The organism is Gordonia sp. YC-XJ4, assembly GCF_059511865.1.
The window spans coordinates 2,373,878-2,392,642 of the sequence record NZ_CM183447.1 but is presented as its reverse complement, the minus strand read 5'-3'; the positions used below and the strand labels follow the sequence as shown (position 1 = coordinate 2,392,642).

Here is an 18,765-nt window from a genome sequence, read left to right as displayed (position 1 = left end):
GTCACGACGCCCCGGCGCGGTCGGTCAGGGTCTGCCAGGCCAGTGCCGCCGCCTTTTGCTCGGCTTCTTTCTTGGTCCGGCCGACACCTTCTCCGACGCTCTCGCCGGCCACCACCGCAACCGCGGTGAACTCCTTGTTGTGGTCCGGCCCGGTCGAGGAGACCTGATACTGCGGCGGCCCGAAACCGTGCTCGGCGGTGAGCTCCTGAAGTGAGGTCTTCCAGTCCAGTCCGGCACCGAGATCGCCTGCACGGTCGATGATCTCGTCGAAGAGATCACCGATGACGCGTTGCGACACCTCGAGGCCGTGTTCGAGATAGACCGCACCGAACAATGATTCGAGACCGTCGGCGAGGATCGAGTCCTTGTCGCGACCGCCGGTGAGCTCCTCACCTCGGCCCAGGTACAGGTAGGCCCCGAGCCCGTCGTCGGAGAGGCCGCGGGCCACACCGGCGAGCGCGTGCATGTTCACCACACTCGCCCGGATCTTGGCCAGCTCGCCCTCGGGCCGGTCGGGGAAACGCAGATACAGCCGTTCGGTGATGACCACGCCGAGTACCGAGTCGCCCAGGAACTCCAGGCGCTCGTTGGTCGGCAGGCCCCCGTGTTCGTAGGCGTAGGAACGATGTGTCAGAGCCAGGGTCAGCAGCTCGTCGGAGATCTCGGCGCCGAGTGCGGACAGCAGAGGAACGCACGACGGGGGTTGTTTCCCCCGACGTCTGCCTTCGCTCACTGCGGACCCTGGGACTGCTCGGGATCGGTGTCGGACGACTCCTCATCGACATCGGCGAACTTCTGGGCGAGACCGGCCCAGCGCGGGTCGATGATCTCGTGTCCGTGGCCGGGTTCTGCGGTGGCCATGCGCACACCGCACACACTGCACAGGCCCTCACAGTCCTCGGTACACAACGGCGACATCGGCAGTTCGAGCGCGACGGCGTCGATGATGGACTGCTCGAGGTCGATCCGGTCGTCGTTGATGCGGTGGATCTCGTCGGCGTCGGTGGTCTGCTCGGTCTCACTGTCGGGATAGGCGAAGAGCTCGGTCAGGAAGACGGTGACGGTCCCGTCGACGGGTTCGAGACACCGCGAACACTGGCCCTCGGTTTCGCCGCAGACCGTGCCGCTGACGAGAACTCCCTCGCTCACCGACTCGAGTCGCAGGTCGAGATCCACCTCGGACGCGGCGGGGATACCGATCATCTCCAGCCCGAGCCGTTCGGGTGTCACGGCGGTCCGGTGCACCTCGGTCATCGTCCCCGGACGACGTCCGAGAGAGCGGATGTCGAGCACGAAGGGATCACGGGCGTGCGCGGATGCCTCACCCGTGCTCACACCTGGGGTCACTGCGTTTTCGGCCACAGATGCACCATACGCCCGGGTCAGCGAATCCTCGAATGAGCTCGCCCGGCCCGTGTCGGCACCGCTTCGCGGACTCAGACCGCGAGCGGCGAAACGTCGTCGGCGGCCTCGGACCGGGCCCGACCGCGGGCCGGATCGTGGTCGACGCTGCGGGGATATTCGACGTAATCGTGCATGCCCGCGCCGGTACGCAGCTGATGGCGACCGCGGTTCACCGACCGCAGGGTGTTGGTGAGGGTTTCCTCGAATTGCGCCAGCTTCTCGTCGACGTAGACGTCGCAGTCACCGCGCAACCGGTCGGCCTCGGCGTGTGCCGCGTCGATGATGCGCTCGGCCTCGGATTTCGCGGCGGCGACGACCTCGGCCTCGGACACCAGACGCTGCTGTTCGGCAATGCCGTCGGCGACCGACTTGTCGTAGGTGTTGTTCGCGGCGTCGATGGTGCGCTGCGCCTCGGCGCGTGCCCGCCCGGTGACGGCCTCGAATTCGCGGGCCGCGCTGGACGAGAGCCGCCGAGCCTCTTCGGTCGCGTCCTCGACGAGGGACTTGCCGTGATTGCTTGCCTCGTCGACCATGCGGTCGGCCTGCGACTTGGCGTCGGCGAGGATGCGGTCGGCCTCGGCACGGGCGTGGGCGAGCACCGCTTCCGACTCGGAATCGGCGTTGCCGATCACGGTGTCGGCGTGCGAACGCGCGTCCTCGAGCATCGAGTCACGGCTGTCGAGAACGTCCTGGGCGTCGTCGAGCTCACCCGGGATCGAGTCCTTGATGTCGTCGAGCAGTTCGAGCACATCTCCCCGCGGGACCACACATCCGGCGGTCATGGGGACACTCCGCGCCTCCTCGACGATCGCAACGAGTTCGTCGAGCGCTTCAAATACCCGGTACACAGCCACCCCAATCCGGCTCACGCCAATGGTCATCTGGTGAAACGTCTGTGACTATTGTGCCGAATGGGATGTGTGTGACTACGGAGGTCACAGTGATCGGCGTGTCGCGTGGTACGCGAACGCAACAGGGTGTGCGGTCAGTCGGGTATCCGGAACGACCCGAAGACCAGCTCCTTGCGCAGTTCGAAGCCCAGTGATTCGTAGAGGCGGATCGCCGTGACGTTCTCGGCCGCGGTGTGCAGGAACGGGATCTCACCGCGCCGAACGATCCCGTCGGCGACAGCCAGGACCAGACGCGACGCCAGCCCCCGACTCCGGTGTGCCGGATCGGTGCACACGGCACTGATCTCGGTGGCGCCGGCCGGATGTAGTCGCTCCCCTGCCATCGCGATCAACGCGCCACCGTGCCTGAGTCCGAGATAGGTGCCCATCTCGATGGTGCGCGGCAGGAACGGCCCGGGTCGGGTGCGGGCGACGAGGTCGAGCATCTCGGGGACGTCGTCGTCGGTGAGGATCACCGCCGCCGGATCCGGTGCGGACTCGACGGCACGGGCGATCATCTGCACACCGGGCAGGGCCATCGTCGTCGCCCAGCCGGGCGGCGGCGTCGGCATCGACCCCGAGATCGGCAGTGTGCCACCGGGACCGAAGAGCTCGACGGCGTCCGACCAATCCGCGGGGCCGGGATCGAGTGGGAACGCCGCGAACACCGACACGTCGCGTCGGTAGCGCAACACCCGTCCGCGTCGTTGCGCGAGATGCCGGTGGTGACCGCTCAGCGACGATCGGACCGGATCGTCGAGGACGTCGACACCCGATCGGGCCGTCGGCGAAGCATCAGCCGTGCGCTCACTCATGACTCGATGATGTCCCATCGGCACGACTCCTTTTCCATCCCGTCCCTCTCTGTCCCACCCGTCTTCATCCCGGCCACCTCAGCTGTCGTTGCGCGGCAGTCCGGGCGGATTCACCTGTGACGTCGGTACGGCCTCGGCGGAGAGGTTCCACGCGGCCAGCCACTTCGCGTACACACCCGTGGTGATCAGGTGGTTGATCGCGTCGGCGAGCGGCCCGACGAGTTCGTCACCCTTCTTCGTCGTGGCCGCGATCAATCCCTGCAGCGTCGACCCGGCCCCGGAATACGTGCCGGCGACACGGGTGGCTTTCGGGGTGCCCGCGGTCTGCCGGACGTGATAGGAGATGCTCGGATTCGGCGCGAGGTAGGCGTCGATCTTGCCCGAGGCAAGGGCCAGGTTGATCGAGTTGGCGTCCGGGAAGTAGACGACGTCGAGGGTCTTGCCCTCGGCGGTGAGCTTGTCCCGCCACTCCAGCAGTAGGCGTTCCTGGTTGGTGCCCGACCCGACGGCCACCTTCTTGCCCGCAAGGCTCTCGTAGTTGCCGTCGAAGTTCCAGGAGCTCGCCTTGAGCACTTCGAAGGCGATTTCGTCCTTGCGGTAGGTCGCGAAGTCGTATTTTTCCTTGCGCTCTTCGGTGACGGTGATGTTGGAGAATCCGACATCTGTTCGCCCGCTGTCGATTCCGACGAAGAGGTTCTCCCACGTGGCGTTGGTGATCACCGGTGTGAGCCCGAGGACGGCCGCGACGAGGCGGCCGAGGTCGGGTTCGGCGCCGGTCAGCGTGTGCTGATCGGACCCGATGAACGCCAGAGGCGGATACCCCGAGGGCAGTGCCCCGATCCCGATCGACAGCTCCCCGGAGTCACGCACCGCCGCCGGCAGCGCGTTGCGAATCGAATCGACCTGCGGCACAGTCACATCGATTTGGTTGGCGGCGCCGTTGGAGACCGCGCCGATGACGACACCGCCCGGCTTTCCGGATGGTTGCGCGGCGTCGGTGGAACCGCCCGAGCACGCGGTGAGCAGACTGCCGACGAGGCCGAGTGCCACGGTGACGGCACCGAGCCGCGTCGCGGCCCGGCGACGAGCGCGCGTTCGGGGGGTGACGCGATCGGCGGAACGCGTTGGTGACATGGAGTTACTCCGTTTCTGGGGTGTGACGGCAGGGAGGATGACGACGTGCCCCGGCGGGGTCGCCGACGGTGGTGGCGGTCGGTGAGTGGTGGTCGGTGTGTGGTGGTCGGTGTGTGGTGGTCGATGTGTCGCGGTCAGAGCACTCGGAGCAGGAAGTCCTTGGTGCGCTGGTGTGTCGGATGATCGAGGACCTGCTCCGGGGTGCCCTGCTCGACGATGCGGCCGTCGTCGAGGAAGACGATGGTGTCGGCGACCTCGCGGGCGAAGCCGATCTCGTGGGTCACCACGATCAAGGTGGTGCCGGTGGCGGCGAGATCACGGATCACCGCGAGGACGTCGCCCACGAGCTCGGGATCGAGCGCCGAGGTCGGCTCGTCGAAGAGCAGCACCCCCGGCTCGACGGCCAACGCCCGGGCGATGGCGACCCGCTGTTGCTGACCGCCGGAGAGCTGGCGCGGATATGCGTCGTACTTGTCCGAGAGTCCCACGCGCGCAAGGAGTGCGCGGGCAGCGCGCTCGGCGTCCGCGCGGGTGATCCGGCCGGTCGAGACCAATGGTGCCGCGACATTCTGGCCGGCGGTGAGGTTGGAGAACAGGTTGAATGACTGGAAGACGTAGCCGATGCGGCGCCGCTGTCGCAGGATCTCGCGTTCGGGCAATTCCCGGAGACGGCCGCCGGTACGGCGGACGCCGATCAGTTCGCCGCCCACGCTGACGTGGCCTGCGTCGAGCCGTTCGAGATGGTTCACGGCACGGAGCAGGGTCGACTTGCCCGAGCCCGAGGGTCCGAGGATCACCGTCACCTCTCCCGGGCGGATCGTGAGGTCGATGCCCTTGAGGACGTGATGGTCGGCGTAGAAGCGGTGGGCGCCCACGATCTGCACCTCGGCACCGGCCGGCGTCGTGTCCGGTGTGATGGCGGCGCGCGTCATGCGGCACGCTCCCAGGGACGCAGGGCGATGCTCCGGCGAACGCCGGCAACAGCGAACCGCAATCGCTGTATCGGCGTGGGGGGCAGGGTGCGGACCGCCCCTCGCGCGAAGTAGCGCTCGATGTAGAACTGGACGATCGAGACGGCGCTGGTGAGGATCACGTACCAGACCGTCGCCACCATCAGCAGTGGGATGATGTCACCGGAATAGGTGCTCGACTGGGTCGAGACCACGCCGAACAGATCGAGTAGCGACACGTAGTAGACCAGCGATGTCGACTTGATCAGCCCGATCAGCAGATTCACATACGACGGCACGATGGACCGCAGAGCCTGCGGCAATGTGATGCGCAGAAAGTGATAACGACGTGGAATGCCCAGTGCGGCAGCGGCTTCGTGTTGGCCCGCGTCAACCGACAGGATGCCGCCGCGCACGATCTCGGCGGCGAACGCCGCCTCGTGGACGGTGATACCGATGACGGCGATCAGGAACGGGGTGGCGAGATCGGCCTCGGAGAAATGAAACAGTCCCGGGCCGAACGGAACACCGATACTCAGACTCTGGTAGAGCGCCCCGAAGTTGAACAGGATGAGGAGCAGTACGATCAGCGGGATCGATCGAAAGAACCAGACGTAACCCCAGCTGACCGCCGCGAGCACGGGATTGTTCGACAGCCGCATCAGCGCCAGGACGATGCCCACGGCCAGGGCGAGCACCGCACTGTACGCTGCGACCTCCAAGGTGACCCCGAGGCCTTCGAGAATGACAGGGCGAAAGAACCAGTACCCGAACCGATCCCATTGGAAGAACGCGTTGGTGGCCAGGCCGTGGACCAACTGCGCACCGACGATGAGCACGATCGCGGCGAGAACCCACCGGCCGGGATGACGCAGGGGCGCAACGCGTTCGGCGACCGGCGGCGTAGTCGTGCCCGCCGACGACGGGTGCGAGTCCCCCGACGGCGCCGGGTGTGGATCGGCACTCGTGGACGGCGATGGGGCGGACATGGCGGCACTCTCCTCCAACCGGGGAACGGGGCACGCGAGGAGAGGCGTGCCCGACGACACCCCGGGCGTATCCCGCGGGTACCGACGACCACGACGGCACGACGACTCCTCACGAAATCGTTGTGGCCGTTTCCATCACGCTTATCGGGACATTCCCGATCCGGTCGTCACCTGGGGCACCCCACCGCGATGCGAGGGTTGCCGGTCAACCAGCCAGGGCTTGTCGTTGACGCTCATGACCGTCTCGTTCACGCTAATACCGCACGCCGCAGCGGTCAGTATTTACATTCGTCGATGAGTGAAAGTCTCGTGGCGTCGGCGTCGGACACCATAGTCGTCTGACGCTGCGTTATTCGTCTGACGCTGCGTTCCTCAGACCTGCGTTCGTCAGACGCTGCGTTCACCGGCCAGGATCGCCTCGAGGCGCCGGTGGATGTGCGGGGAGAGAAAGGGTGTCACGTCGCCGCCGAGCTTGGCGACCTCTTTCACCAGCGAACTCGAGACGTGCGCGAAGCGCGGATCGGTCAGCAGGAACACGGTCTCGACGTCGGCCAGCTCACGATTCATCTGCGCCATCGGAAGCTCGTAGTCGAAGTCCACCGACGAGCGCAGACCCTTGACGATGGAGTGGATCGCGTTCTCTCTGAGATAGTCGACGAGCAGGCCGGTCCACTGATCCACCCGCACATTGGGCAGATCGGCGCAGTCCTCCCGGATCAGTTCGAGCCGCTCCGGGACCGAGAACAGGCCGCGCTTGTTGGGATTGACGACAACGGTGACCACCAGCTCGTCGAAACACGCGGCAGCCCGCTCGACGACGTAACGGTGGCCGCGCGTGAAGGGATCGAAGGAGCCGGGGATCACCGCACTGGTCATACTCTCCAGAACCTACCCGGCCTCCCCGCCGGTGACTCGCGCGACCTGCACCGTGGTGTCGCCGTAGGACTTGTCGGTGACGACCTCCCAGCCGACTGGCCATCTCGTCGTGGCCCGGCGGCCCCGCTCAAGGACCAGTAGGCCACCGTCGGCGAGCCAACCGCCCGCGCCGAGCGCCGCGAGGTCGCCGTGCACCTCGTCGTCGGTGAATGCATAGGGCGGGTCGGAGAAGATCACATCGAAGCGGCCCGTCACACCTACTCGGGCCGGGACGTCCGCTCGGGCCGGGCCGGCCAGGAACGCCGACACCGGTGCGGTGATCACCCGGCCCACCTCGGCGACGCCGAGCGCCCTCAGGTTGGCGGTGACGACAGCGGTGGCGCGACGACGGTTGTCGACGAACACGGCCGAGGACGCGCCACGGGAGAGTGCTTCGAGGCCCAGCGCACCAGACCCGGCATAGAGGTCGAGGATGGCGGCACCCTCCAGATCGATCCGGGCGTCGAGAATGTTGAACACCGCCTCGCGCACCCGATCGGAGGTGGGCCGGGTCCCGGCGTCGGGAACCTTCAGTGGTCGTCCGCCGTGGCGGCCGGCGATGATCCGGGTCACCGAACCATTCTCCCATTGCCGATTCGGTTGAGCCGTCCCCCTCGACGGGCGGCGCCACCGGGGTCGTCACCGCGGTCGCCGCCGGACAATTCGCCCACCCGCAGCGAGTCGTCGCAAGCGTTTGTGTCCCGCATCACAAATACCGGATGAACTGGGCATTGAGGGGGCATTTCCCCACCGATTTACGCAGGCAGGTGAATTCGTCGACACACGTTGTTAACGTCGAATACGTTATGAGCCCGTCCCACACAAGAACGGCCCCATCACCCCTTCTCACTCTCGACTACCGGGTTCCCTCGGTGGCCGACGGTACCCGACTCTGGGAGATTGCCAAGGACTCCCAGGTGCTCGACGTGAATTCCAGCTACGCCTACGTACTGTGGTGCCGAGACTTCGCCGAGACGTCCATCGTCGCCGAGGTCGACGGCCGCACTGCAGGATTCGTCACCGGATATCGACGTCCGTCCGACCCGTCGACCCTCATGGTCTGGCAGGTCGCGGTCGACGACGCGTATCGCGGTCACGGGATCGCAGCAACGATGCTGCATCGACTCATCGATCGTGCCGCACGACGCGGGGTGGTGGCCATGCACACCACCATCAGCCCCGACAACGTTGCCTCGCAACGATTGTTCGCATCGGTGGCTGCCGCTCGCGGACTCCGATTCGCCCGGCGCGACCTTTTCGCCGCCGGCGACTTCCCGGACGCACACGAGCCCGAGGACCTCTATCTGCTCGAGCCCGAGGTTCCCGAACCCTGATCCCGGGCAACAGGAGTCGGCTCCCGAGCCGGTCCTGATCCACCAGCCACACGGTCAAAGATGGGTCCGCACAACATGTGTCGATCAGGTTGCTCCGTACATGTTGGTGCGCACCGGTATCCCCGCGCGGGCCACGCCGATCCGCTCTGTGCGGATCTCACCTGCGGTGGCGGCGCGACGCGCGCCCCGGGCGACGGCCTCACAGATTTCCCACATTGGAGGAATAACCATGAACGACCAACCCACCGCCAAGAAGACCTCGATCGATGATTCGGTCTTCACCCAACACGAATCCGAGGTCCGCAGTTACTGCCGTAGCTGGCCGACGGTGTTCGGCCAGGCTCGTGGGTCGTGGCTGACCGACACCAACGGCGACCGCTACCTGGACTTCTTCGCCGGGGCCGGTGCGCTCAACTACGGCCACAACAACCCGGTCCTCAAGTCCGCGTTGCTCGAATACATCGAATCCGACGGCATCACCCACGGTCTCGACATGGCCACCGTGGCCAAGGGTCGGCTGATCGAGGAGTTCACCTCCAAGATCCTCGCGCCGCGCGATCTGGACTACAAGATCCAGTTCCCGGGACCGACCGGCACCAACGCCGTCGAGTCGGCACTGAAGCTGGCCCGCAAGGTCACCGGCCGTGAATCGATCGTGAGTTTCACCAACGCTTTCCACGGCATGACCCTCGGCTCGCTGTCGGTGACCGGCAACTCGATGAAGCGCGCCGGCGCGGGTATCCCGCTCGTGCACGCGACCCCGATGCCGTTCGACAACTACCTCGGCGGGGCCGTCGAGGACTTCAGCTGGTTCGAGCGGGTGCTCGACGACTCCGGCAGCGGACTCAACCTGCCCGCGGCGGTCATCGTCGAGACCGTGCAGGGCGAGGGTGGGGTCAACGTCGCGCGCGCGGAGTGGTTGCGTGCGCTCTCCGAGCTCTGCCGGCGTCGCGACATCCTGCTGATCGTCGACGACGTGCAGATGGGCTGCGGCCGCACCGGTGAGTTCTTCTCCTTCGAAGAGGCCGGGATCAAGCCCGACATCGTCACGCTGTCCAAGTCGATCAGCGGATACGGGTTGCCGCTGGCACTCGTGCTCATCCGCCGCGACCTCGACGTGTGGTCGCCGGGCGAGCACAACGGCACCTTCCGCGGCAACAATCCCGCGTTCGTCACCGCGGCCAAGGCGATCGAGCACTACTGGTCCGACGATTCGCTCTCCCGTGACGTCCACATGAAGGGCCGCCAGATCAACGAGGTGCTCTCCACGCTCGCCGCCCGGCACGAGGGCGTCTCGACCCGCGGCCGCGGCATGGCACGCGGACTGGTGTTCGCCGAGCCCGCCGACGCCGGCAAGGTGTGCGCCGCCGCCTTCGGCGCCGGCCTGCTCGCCGAGACCTCCGGTCCGTCCGACGAGGTCGTCAAACTCCTTCCGCCGCTGACCATTTCCACCGAGGATCTCGACCACGGGTTGGGGATCCTCGCCGATGCCACCGAGGAGGTGCTCGCATGATCGTCCGCACCACAGACGAGATCACCGGAACCGACCGAGACGTCGCCGACCCCAAGGGCAATTGGGTGTCCAAGCGCATCGTGCTCGGCGGAGACCGGGTCGGGTTCTCGTTCCACGAGACCACCATCAACGCCGGCAGTGTCAACGAATTCCACTACGCCAACCACATCGAGGCCGTATGGCTCGTCGAGGGCACCGGCACCCTGCTCGACCGGGAGACCGGCGAGACCTATCCCCTGGCTCCGGGCACGATGTATCTGCTCAACGGTCACGAGCGGCACACCGTCACCGCGCAGACGCAGATGCGCATGCTGTGCGTGTTCAATCCGCCGGTGGTCGGTACCGAGGTGCACGACGAGGACGGCGTTTACCCGCTGGTCACCGTGCCCGAACAGCCGTCCGGCAAGCACGCCGAGACCGCCGACGTCTGACACACCGGCCGTCACCGGTCGTCCACGAGTTGCCCGTGCACTCCCCTGCCGCTCACCGAGTGAGCATGCGGAGTGCGCGGGCAACTCGCGTGGTGGACCTATCCTGGATGAGGTGCGTACCCGTCTGCAGATCGGCTGGACCCCCGCCGAACCGACCCCGCTCGAGGAGCGCCTCGATGTCGCCCTCGATCGGCTCTCGGCACTGCTCGACGGGGCCCGGATCACCGCCCTGACCGGCGCAGGCCTCTCCACCGACTCCGGCATCCCCGACTACCGCAGTCCCGGCGCGCCGGCCCGCACACCGATGACCGTGCAGATGTTCTTGTCCTCCCCGGAATTCCGCCGCCACTATTGGGCACGCAATCACCTCGGTTGGCGCCACATGGACGCCGCGACTCCCAACGCCGGTCATCATGCGCTCGCCGAACTCGGACGCCAGGGACGCCTCACCGGTGTCATCACCCAGAATGTCGACATGCTGCACACCAAGGCGCGAACCCGCCGGGTGGTCGAGTTGCACGGTTGTTACGGGCGAGTGCGCTGCCTGGACTGCGATGCGACCCTGTCGCGTCACCGGCTCGCGGAGATGCTCGAGGACCTCAACCCGGACTTCGCGGCCCGGGTGTCCGGCCGCGGTGCGATCGAGGTGGCCCCCGACGCCGACGTAGCACTCGACGACACCGCCGATTTCGTTGTCGCACCCTGCCCGCGATGCGGTGGCATCCTCAAACCCGACATCGTGTACTTCGGCGAGAACGCTTCGAAAGAACTTGTCGCACAATCGTTCGCGATGATCGACGAGAGCGATGCGCTGCTGGTCGCCGGGTCGTCGCTGACCGTGATGAGCGGATTGCGGTTCGCGCGGTACGCCCACCGCACCTCCAAGACGCTGGTGGTGGTCAATCGCGGTGCCACCCGTGCAGACCACATCGCCGATCTGAAGATCGACCACTTCTGCGGCGTCGTCCTGCCTGCCCTCGCACAGTGGGGACGAGCAGACCGGGGACGAGCAGACCGGCTCACCGAACCGTCAGACGGGCACCAGGTCGTCGGCGTGGATCACCGGGCGCCGCAACTGTTCCGGTAGTTCTGAGGTCGAGCGACCCACCATCCGGGCGACGTCGTCGGCCGCATAGGACGAGACCCCCCGTGCGTACACGGAACCGGCGGCGTCGACCAGTTCGACGACGTCGCCCTCGGAGAACCCGCCGCGCACCCCGATCACCCCGGCCGCCAGCAGTGAGCGCCTGCGCTTCACCACCGCCGCGACCGCGCCGTCGTCGATGGCGATCTGTCCGCGGGCGTCGGCGGCGTGGCGCACCCAGAATCGCCGCGACGACAGCCGGTCGGGGCGTGCGGCGAAGACCGTGCCGACCGACGCCGAGCCCAACGCCTGCGCGGCGTCGGCGGCCGCGGCGAGCAGCACCGGCACCCCGCCATCGGCGGCCAGACGGGCCGCGGCCAGCTTGGATGCCATCCCACCGGTCCCCAGCGCCCCACCGGATCCGGCGATCACCCCGTCGAGATCCTCGGGCCCGTTGACCTCCGAAAGGAATTGTGCGACGCGGCCGTCCGGTCCCGGCTTGCGGGGATCGCCGTCGTAGAGGCCGTCCACATCCGAGAGCAGCACGAGCGCGTCGGCACCGGCGAGGTGTGCCACCAGCGCCGCGAGCCGATCGTTGTCGCCGAACCGGATCTCGTTGGTGGCCACCGTGTCGTTCTCGTTGACGACACCGACCGCCCCCAGTGAGCGCAGCCGGTCCAGCGTGCGTTGCGCGTTGGCATGGTGGGCGCGGTTGGAGATGTCGTCGGCGGTCAGGAGCACTTGTCCTACGGTCCGCCCGTATCGGGCGAAGCTCGTACCCCACGCGTGTGCCAGCGCAAGCTGTCCGACGCTCGCCGCAGCCTGTTTGGTCGCCAGATCGGTGGGACGCTTCTTGAGCCCCAACGGGGCGATGCCCGCACCGATCGCTCCCGACGACACCACGATCACATCCGACCCGGCCCGCATACGCGCCTCGAGTGCGTCGGTGAGCCGGTCGAGTCGATCCATGTCGAGACCGGTACCGAGGTCGGTCAGCGCCGACGATCCGATTTTGACGACGATGCTGCGCGCGTGGGCGATCCGTTCACGCACGTCGCTCATTACTCGTCGGCCTCCGTGTCGTCGGCCAGACCGCGCCGCACGCGTCGTGCCTGCTTGCGTTCGGCCGCACCCATCCGTTCGGATCGGTCGAGCCGAATGTCGGTGCCGCGCCCGGTGATCGGGACATCGTCGCCCATCGGGGTGGTCGGCTCCCAGTCGAAGGTCATGTCGCCGATGGTGACCGGCGCGCCGGGCCGCGCACCGAGGCGCATCAGCTCGTCCTCCACCCCGAGGCGATTGAGGCGATCGGCGAGGTAGCCGACGGCCTCGTCGTTGTCGAACTGTGTCTGCGCGATCCAACGTTCCGGGCGGGCACCGGTGACGACGAATCCACCGTCGATCGCCGGGTCCGGCGTCACCGCGAACTGTGCCTCGTCGATCGCCTTGGGGCGGATCACCGTTCGGCGGGCGGCGGGCTTCGGATGGGCTTCGCGATACTGCGCCACCATGCGCGCGAGCGCGTTGGTCAACTCACGTAGCCCCTGGTGGGTGACCGCGGAAATTCGGTATACCGGCCAACCGCGCTGTGCCAGTTCGGGTTCGACGAGATCGGCGAGCTCTGCGGCATCGGGGACGTCGATTTTGTTCAGGATGACCACCCGCGGCCGCTCGGCGAGGTCTCCGAGCCCGTGGTCGGTGTCGAGGGCCGGCTGGTAGGCGGCGAGTTCGGCTTCGAGGGCGTCGATGTCGGACACCGGGTCACGCCCGGGTTCGAGGGTGGCGCAGTCGACCACATGCGCGAGGACCGCACACCGCTCGAGATGACGCAAGAAGTCCAGACCCAGGCCGCGTCCGGTGGAGGCGCCGGGGATCAGACCGGGGACGTCGGCGATGGTGAACACGTCACCGGCGGCCTGCACCACACCCAGATTGGGCTGCAGCGTGGTGAACGGGTAGTCGGCGATCTTCGGTTTGGCGGCCGAGAGTACCGACACCAGTGACGATTTGCCCGCGGACGGGAACCCGACCAGCCCGACGTCGGCGACCGACTTGAGCTCCAATACCAGGTCGCGGTGTTGCCCCTCCTCGCCGAGCAGCGCGAACCCCGGCGCCTTGCGCGCCCGGGATGCCAACGCGGCGTTACCGAGTCCGCCCCGACCGCCCTGGGCGGCGTCGAAGGTGGTGCCCGCACCGACGAGATCGGCCAGGATCGTGCCCGCCGCATCGAGGACGACGGTGCCGTCGGGAACGGCGAGCACGAGGTCCTCACCGTTCGCGCCGTCGCGGTTGTCACCCATCCCCGGTTTCCCGTTGCCGGCCTTGGCATGCGGACGGAAATGGAAATCCAGCAGGGTGTGGACCTGGGGATCGACGACCAGGCGCACCGAGCCGCCGTTACCGCCGTCACCACCGTCGGGACCGCCGAGCGGCTTGAACTTCTCCCGATGCACCGAGGAGCAGCCGTGGCCGCCGTTACCGGCGGCGACGTGGATGGTCACCCGGTCGACGAACCGCGACATGACGTTCCTTCCTTCTCGGGCGCGACGAGGGGTCGACGCCCGGTGACAAACAACGGTGACAAACAACAAGGGCGGGCCGGGTGCGTGATGCCCCTGCCCGCCCTGTCGAAGAGCTCTGGTGGTTCTCGTGAACCGCTCGGGTCAGGCCTGAGCGGTCTCCGGAACGATGTTCACGGTCTTGCGGCCCCGCTTGGTGCCGAACTCGACCGCACCCGACGCGAGCGCGAACAGGGTGTCGTCGCCGCCACGGCCGACATTGACGCCGGGGTGGAACTTGGTGCCACGCTGACGGATCAGGATCTCGCCGGCGCTGACCTGCTGGCCGCCGAAGCGCTTGACGCCGAGCCGCTGGGCGTTGGAATCGCGACCGTTGCGCGAGCTGGACGCGCCCTTCTTGTGTGCCATGTGTCAGTCCTCCTGGGTAACGCTGAGACGAGAATTACTTGATGCCGGTGACCTTGAGGACCGTCAGCTTCTGACGGTGACCCTGGCGCTTGTGGTAGCCGGTCTTGTTCTTGAACTTGTGGATGCGGATCTTCGGGCCCTTGACGTGCTCGACGATCTCACCGGTGACCGAGATCTTCGCGAGCTTGTCGGCATCGGTGGTGAGCTCGGAGCCGTCGACGACCAGCGCCACCGGCAGGTTCACGGTGGTGCCCGGCTCGCTGTCGATCTTCTCGACCTTCACAATGTCGCCCTGAGCGACCTTGTACTGCTTACCGCCGGTCTTGACGATCGCGTACGTTGCCATCGAAGCTGTCCTCTTGTTCATCATCTCGGGCCGTGTTACGCATGTGCGTCCACGGGTGTGTGGGTGTGTGCATCCGGCGTGGGCCGTGCGAAACCCAGCGGCTACACCGGGATTGCATCAGATCACTCCGAAGGGCCTGCCGTGGAGGGAGTTCCCGGCCGGTGCCACCCCGTCCGGGATGGTGATCCCTTCGGGACTCGGCACAGCTCGAACCCTCCGCCAGAGGCGACCAATCAAGGTTACGGGAGCCGGTCCGGTCAGGTCAAACTCGCCTCACCGGGTCCGGTACCCGCCGCCGGGCCTACTCGTCGGCGGGCGGACCGGCCGGACGACCCGCAGCCCGACGCCGCGGCCGCTGCCGGACCGCGACAGCGGTCTCGGCCGTCTCGGTGATCGGGCCGAACGTGGTCAGGGGCTTGGCCGGGGGCTTGACCGAGGCGTCCGCGACGACCATCGCCGGCGCCTCCGACGTCGTCGTCGGCGATGCGGCGCGACGTGCGGCGCGTCGCCTGCCCCGACGGGCCGACGCGGGTTGCGCCACATTCTCGGGTTCAGCACTCACCGTGACCTCGCCGTTGGTCGATGCGCGCCCGGTGGCGTCGGTCGACGACACGGTGTCGGTGGCATCGTCTGTGTCGGTGGCACTCTCGGCCGCGGTGTCGGTTCCCTCCGAAGCCGCGACGTCGGCCTCCTCCGGTTCCGGTGTGTCGGTTCTCTCCGGAGCATTCTGCGGTCGGTGTCGAGAGGTCGTCGCGGCCTCGTGACCGTCATGATCCTCGTGGACCAGACCGTCATGATCCTCGTCGCCGTCGTGGGCGTGCGCCGCCATCGCTCGGAACATCGGGTGTTCGGCCGGATTGTGGGCGGGTTTGTGTTGCTCGGCGGGCTGCTCGGGCTTGCGCTTGCCGCGACGCGACTTCTTCGACCCGGCGTCGGCACGCCCCGCGTCGTCGGTCCGGACCTCCACCGGCGCGGAATGCACGATCACACCGCGGCCACCACAGGCGGTGCAGGTGGTCGAAAACGCTTCCAGCAGACCGGTTCCCAGTCGTTTGCGAGTCATCTGCACCAGGCCGAGCGAGGTCACCTCGGACACCTGGTGACGGGTGCGATCACGCGCCAGGGCCTCGGTGAGACGGCGCAACACCAGATCGCGGTTGGATTCGAGGACCATGTCGATGAAGTCGACGATGATCATGCCGCCGATGTCGCGAAGCCGCATCTGCCGCACGATCTCCTCGGCCGCCTCGAGGTTGTTACGGGTCACCGTCTCCTCGAGGTTGCCGCCTGCGCCGGTGAACTTGCCGGTGTTGACGTCGATGACCGTCATGGCCTCGGTGTGCTCGATGATCAGCGTGCCACCCGAGGGCAGCCAGATCTTGCGGTCGAGCGCCTTGGCGAGTTGCTCGTCGATCCGGTGCACCACGAAGGAGTCCGGCGCGTCGGCGTGGGAGCGCTCGAACTTCTCGACCCGCTCGAGCAGGTCGGGAGCGACCGAACTGACGTAGCCCTCCACGAGGTTCCACGCCTTGTCACCCTCGATGACGAGCTTGCGGAAGTCCTCGTTGAACAGGTCACGGACGACCCGCACCAGTAGGTCGGGTTCCTCGTACAGTGCCCGCGGATTCTGCGAGCCGTTGTTCTTCTTGCCGTCGGACTTCGCGTCGGAGACCGCGGACTCGATCGCCTTCCACTTGGACTCGAGACGTTCGATGTCGGCGGCGAGATCGTCGGCGCTGACCCCCTCCGATGCGGTGCGGATGATCACGCCGGCGTCGTCGGGGACGAGTTTGGCGAGGATCTGCTTGAGACGCTTGCGCTCGACGTCGGGCAGCTTGCGGCTGATGCCGGTCGACGAACCGCCCGGCACGTACACCAGATAACGCCCGGCCAGCGAGATCTGCGTCGTCAGACGAGCACCCTTGTGACCCACCGGGTCCTTGCTGACCTGCACGACCACATTGTCACCGGGTGACAGTGCCTGCTCGATCTTGCGGGACCCGCCGTCGAGGCCCGCGGCATCCCAGTTGACCTCACCGGCGTAGAGGACACCGTTGCGTCCGCGTCCGATGTCGACGAACGCGGCCTCCATGCCGGGGAGCACATTCTGTACGCGTCCGAGATAGATGTTGCCGACCATCGACGACGACGTCTCGGTGGTGACGAAATGTTCGACGAGGACGCCGTCCTCGAGCACCGCGACCTGCGTGTAGTCCTCGATCGCCGCGGGATCGGCGTAATCGGTGGTGTGCAGCGAACTGTTGGCGCTGCGTTCACGCACCACCATGACCCGCTCGACGGCCTCGCGGCGCGCGAGGAACTCCGACTCACTCAGGATCGGTGGCCGACGGCGACCGGCGTCGCGGCCGTCCCGACGACGCTGACGCTTGGCCTCGAGCCGCGTCGACCCGGAGATGCCCTGCACCTCGTCGCGGACCCGCTTGCTGCGCGGCTCACGCTCGTGCACCACGGTGTTCGGCGGATCGTCGGCTGCCACATCCTCGGCCTCGCCGCCACCCTTGCGTCGACGCCGGCGACGGCGCCGCTTGGAGGTCGGCACCGTGGAGTCGTCGCCATCATCCGACTCGTCGTCGGTATCGGCGTCCTCGGCGGACTCCGCCGTGTCATCGTCGGTAGGGTTCTTGTCGTCACCCTTGCCCCTGGCCTTGTCGGCTCCGCCCCGGTCAGGCCCCGATCCGTCGCTTCCGGAGCCGTCGGCTTTCGATCCGTCGGCCTTGGTGCCGTCCTTCTTGCCGGACTTCTTCCCCGATTTCTTGCCGGATCCCGACTGCTGCTTGTCGGCCGACGATGTACCGGTCGCACCGGAGTCGTCGGACGAATCGGCGGAGTCGCCCTCACGCGACGACAGATCGGTGGAATCGGAGTCGTCGTCCTGCGATCCGGAGTCCTCCGGCGAGTCCGTACGATCGACCTGATCGCCGCGACCGCGACCGCGACCGCGACGTCCACGCCGGCGCCTGCGGTTACGCCCGCCTTCACCCGACGAATCGTCCTCGGAACCGTCGTCGTCGGACTGATCATCGGTATCGGTGGCGGTATCCGCCCGGTTCGTCGATTCGGTCTTCGCCGATTCGGTCTTCGTGGAGTCGGTCTTCGTGGAGTCTGGGCTCGAAGTGCGTGCCGATCGGGACGGCGCGGGAGTCGAGGTGTCCGGCTGCAGGAACAAGGGGCCCGCCGCGACCTCACCGGTCGCCTGGACGGGCGCATGACTGTCGACGTCGGCCGCGGAGAACAACATCGGCACGTCCGACTGCGGCGGCGCTGCTGTGTCGGGCGCTGCAGTGTCGGGCGCTGCAGTGTCGGGCGCTGCAGTGTCATCGGCCGGCGACTCGGATGTCGCTGCCTCACCCGCCGGAGTCTCTTCGGCAGGCGTGTCTTCGGCCGGTGTCTCTTCGGCGGGGGCTTCCGCCACCTCGGTGTCGGCGACAGCGGTCTCGGCCACAGCGGTCTCGGCCACATCGGACTCGGTGACATCGGACTCGGTGACAGAGGCCACCGGCTCCTCCACCGCGGCCACGGTCGGCTCCACGTGCGGGGTCTCGACCTGGGTTGCCTCGGCCGGCGGTGTGGCCGCGTCGGCGGGCGGCTCGGTCTCGCGCACGCGTTGCGCGACCGCCTGGGCCATCTCCCGCTCGACGCTCGATTGCGGGCTACGGGTGTGCCAGCCCAACTCGGCGAGGTGCGCGAGCACCTGGCGACTGGTCAGGCCGAGCACTCGGGCGAGTGCGTGCACACGAAGCTTGCTGGGAAAATCTTCCACCGGATCCGACGCTGCGTTCGCGTCAGCCGGTGACCCGTTGTCGGTCACTCGTGTCTCCTCGAACCCCCGGGCGCGTCCATACGACGCGGCCACGCGAGGGCCTCTGCTGTGTGTCCCGGCCTTCGGCCGGTGTTGTGTGGTCTGCGCGCCCCCTCGGCTCGATCGGAGCTGCGGGGCGCTCTTGCTGGGTCGATGGGTTACGGCGGTCCACCCTCCACGCCATCACGAAGGCTGTGGCCTGCCGGCGGATCG

Annotated in this window: 19 protein-coding genes and 1 riboswitch; of the genes, 4 read left to right on the top strand and 15 right to left on the bottom strand. The window is 67.4% G+C overall.

What is annotated here, in order from left to right:
• Position 1: 1 nt before the first annotated feature.
• The 9 genes from rnc to rsmD form a co-directional block, all read right to left on the bottom strand.
• Complete coding sequence (gene rnc / locus AC5ZH6_RS10555; RefSeq protein WP_006371291.1) at positions 2-733, bottom strand: ribonuclease III; 732 nt, start codon at positions 731-733, stop codon at positions 2-4.
• On the bottom strand, positions 730-1,362 hold the full coding sequence (locus AC5ZH6_RS10550; RefSeq protein ID WP_496169010.1) for a YceD family protein: 633 nt from the start codon (positions 1,360-1,362) through the stop codon (positions 730-732). Before AC5ZH6_RS10550 ends, rnc begins: the two co-directional genes overlap by 4 nt.
• 74 nt (positions 1,363-1,436) lie before the next feature.
• Positions 1,437-2,252, bottom strand: coding sequence for a DivIVA domain-containing protein (locus AC5ZH6_RS10545; RefSeq protein ID WP_014359736.1), 816 nt, complete (start codon positions 2,250-2,252; stop codon positions 1,437-1,439).
• Between the two features lie 137 nt (positions 2,253-2,389).
• On the bottom strand, positions 2,390-3,109 hold the full coding sequence (locus AC5ZH6_RS10540) for a GNAT family N-acetyltransferase (RefSeq protein ID WP_496169008.1): 720 nt from the start codon (positions 3,107-3,109) through the stop codon (positions 2,390-2,392).
• Between the two features lie 78 nt (positions 3,110-3,187).
• Complete coding sequence (locus AC5ZH6_RS10535; RefSeq protein WP_006371287.1) at positions 3,188-4,243, bottom strand: ABC transporter substrate-binding protein; 1,056 nt, start codon at positions 4,241-4,243, stop codon at positions 3,188-3,190.
• Positions 4,244-4,377: 134 nt separating this feature from the next.
• The gene (locus AC5ZH6_RS10530) at positions 4,378-5,175 is read right to left on the bottom strand and encodes an amino acid ABC transporter ATP-binding protein (protein WP_006371286.1); all 798 of its coding nucleotides are present in this window, start codon (positions 5,173-5,175) and stop codon (positions 4,378-4,380) included.
• Entirely contained in the window at positions 5,172-6,182 is a 1,011-nt protein-coding gene (locus tag AC5ZH6_RS10525) for an amino acid ABC transporter permease (protein ID WP_006371285.1), read from the bottom strand. Before AC5ZH6_RS10525 ends, AC5ZH6_RS10530 begins: the two co-directional genes overlap by 4 nt.
• Positions 6,183-6,314: 132 nt before the next feature.
• Positions 6,315-6,423: riboswitch (SAM riboswitch) on the bottom strand.
• 146 nt (positions 6,424-6,569) lie between these two features.
• Positions 6,570-7,058: a pantetheine-phosphate adenylyltransferase gene (coaD, locus tag AC5ZH6_RS10520; protein WP_006371284.1), complete on the bottom strand. Its 489-nt coding sequence runs from the start codon at positions 7,056-7,058 to the stop codon at positions 6,570-6,572.
• 12 nt (positions 7,059-7,070) lie between these two features.
• Entirely contained in the window at positions 7,071-7,670 is a 600-nt protein-coding gene (gene rsmD / locus AC5ZH6_RS10515; RefSeq protein WP_006371283.1) for a 16S rRNA (guanine(966)-N(2))-methyltransferase RsmD, read from the bottom strand.
• Between the two features lie 233 nt (positions 7,671-7,903).
• Here rsmD and ectA point away from each other — a divergent pair, with 233 nt between their 5' ends.
• Entirely contained in the window at positions 7,904-8,431 is a 528-nt protein-coding gene (gene ectA / locus AC5ZH6_RS10510; RefSeq protein WP_035728396.1) for a diaminobutyrate acetyltransferase, read from the top strand.
• A gap of 84 nt (positions 8,432-8,515) precedes the next feature.
• Here the strand turns inward: ectA and AC5ZH6_RS10505 are convergent, their stop codons facing one another.
• The gene (locus AC5ZH6_RS10505; protein WP_168436275.1) at positions 8,516-8,662 is read right to left on the bottom strand and encodes a hypothetical protein; all 147 of its coding nucleotides are present in this window, start codon (positions 8,660-8,662) and stop codon (positions 8,516-8,518) included.
• Here AC5ZH6_RS10505 and ectB point away from each other — a divergent pair.
• The 3 genes from ectB to AC5ZH6_RS10490 all read left to right on the top strand — a co-directional run bounded on the left by ectB (position 8,661) and on the right by AC5ZH6_RS10490 (position 11,462).
• On the top strand, positions 8,661-9,944 hold the full coding sequence (gene ectB, locus AC5ZH6_RS10500) for a diaminobutyrate--2-oxoglutarate transaminase (RefSeq protein WP_006371280.1): 1,284 nt from the start codon (positions 8,661-8,663) through the stop codon (positions 9,942-9,944). The genes AC5ZH6_RS10505 and ectB overlap by 2 nt on opposite strands.
• Positions 9,941-10,375, top strand: coding sequence for an ectoine synthase (locus AC5ZH6_RS10495; RefSeq protein WP_006371279.1), 435 nt, complete (start codon positions 9,941-9,943; stop codon positions 10,373-10,375). The genes ectB and AC5ZH6_RS10495 overlap by 4 nt, the downstream gene beginning before the upstream one ends.
• Positions 10,376-10,487: 112 nt before the next feature.
• Positions 10,488-11,462, top strand: coding sequence for a Sir2 family NAD-dependent protein deacetylase (locus AC5ZH6_RS10490; protein ID WP_006371278.1), 975 nt, complete (start codon positions 10,488-10,490; stop codon positions 11,460-11,462).
• Here AC5ZH6_RS10490 and proB read toward each other — a convergent pair.
• The 5 genes from proB to AC5ZH6_RS10465 all read right to left on the bottom strand — a co-directional run bounded on the left by proB (position 11,406) and on the right by AC5ZH6_RS10465 (position 18,561).
• Positions 11,406-12,521 (bottom strand): glutamate 5-kinase, encoded by a 1,116-nt coding sequence (gene proB, locus AC5ZH6_RS10485; protein WP_006371277.1) that lies wholly within the window; start codon positions 12,519-12,521, stop codon positions 11,406-11,408. The genes AC5ZH6_RS10490 and proB overlap by 57 nt on opposite strands.
• Entirely contained in the window at positions 12,521-13,981 is a 1,461-nt protein-coding gene (obgE, locus tag AC5ZH6_RS10480; RefSeq protein WP_006371276.1) for a GTPase ObgE, read from the bottom strand. Before obgE ends, proB begins: the two co-directional genes overlap by 1 nt.
• A 141-nt stretch (positions 13,982-14,122) precedes the next feature.
• A complete protein-coding gene (rpmA, locus tag AC5ZH6_RS10475) occupies positions 14,123-14,386 on the bottom strand; it encodes a 50S ribosomal protein L27 (RefSeq protein ID WP_006371275.1) in 264 nt (87 codons plus the stop codon).
• A 34-nt stretch (positions 14,387-14,420) separates the two neighbouring features.
• Positions 14,421-14,732, bottom strand: coding sequence for a 50S ribosomal protein L21 (gene rplU, locus AC5ZH6_RS10470; RefSeq protein ID WP_006371274.1), 312 nt, complete (start codon positions 14,730-14,732; stop codon positions 14,421-14,423).
• Positions 14,733-15,033: 301 nt separating this feature from the next.
• The gene (locus tag AC5ZH6_RS10465) at positions 15,034-18,561 is read right to left on the bottom strand and encodes a translation initiation factor IF-2 N-terminal domain-containing protein (protein ID WP_006371273.1); all 3,528 of its coding nucleotides are present in this window, start codon (positions 18,559-18,561) and stop codon (positions 15,034-15,036) included.
• Between the last annotated feature and the right edge of the window lie 204 nt (positions 18,562-18,765).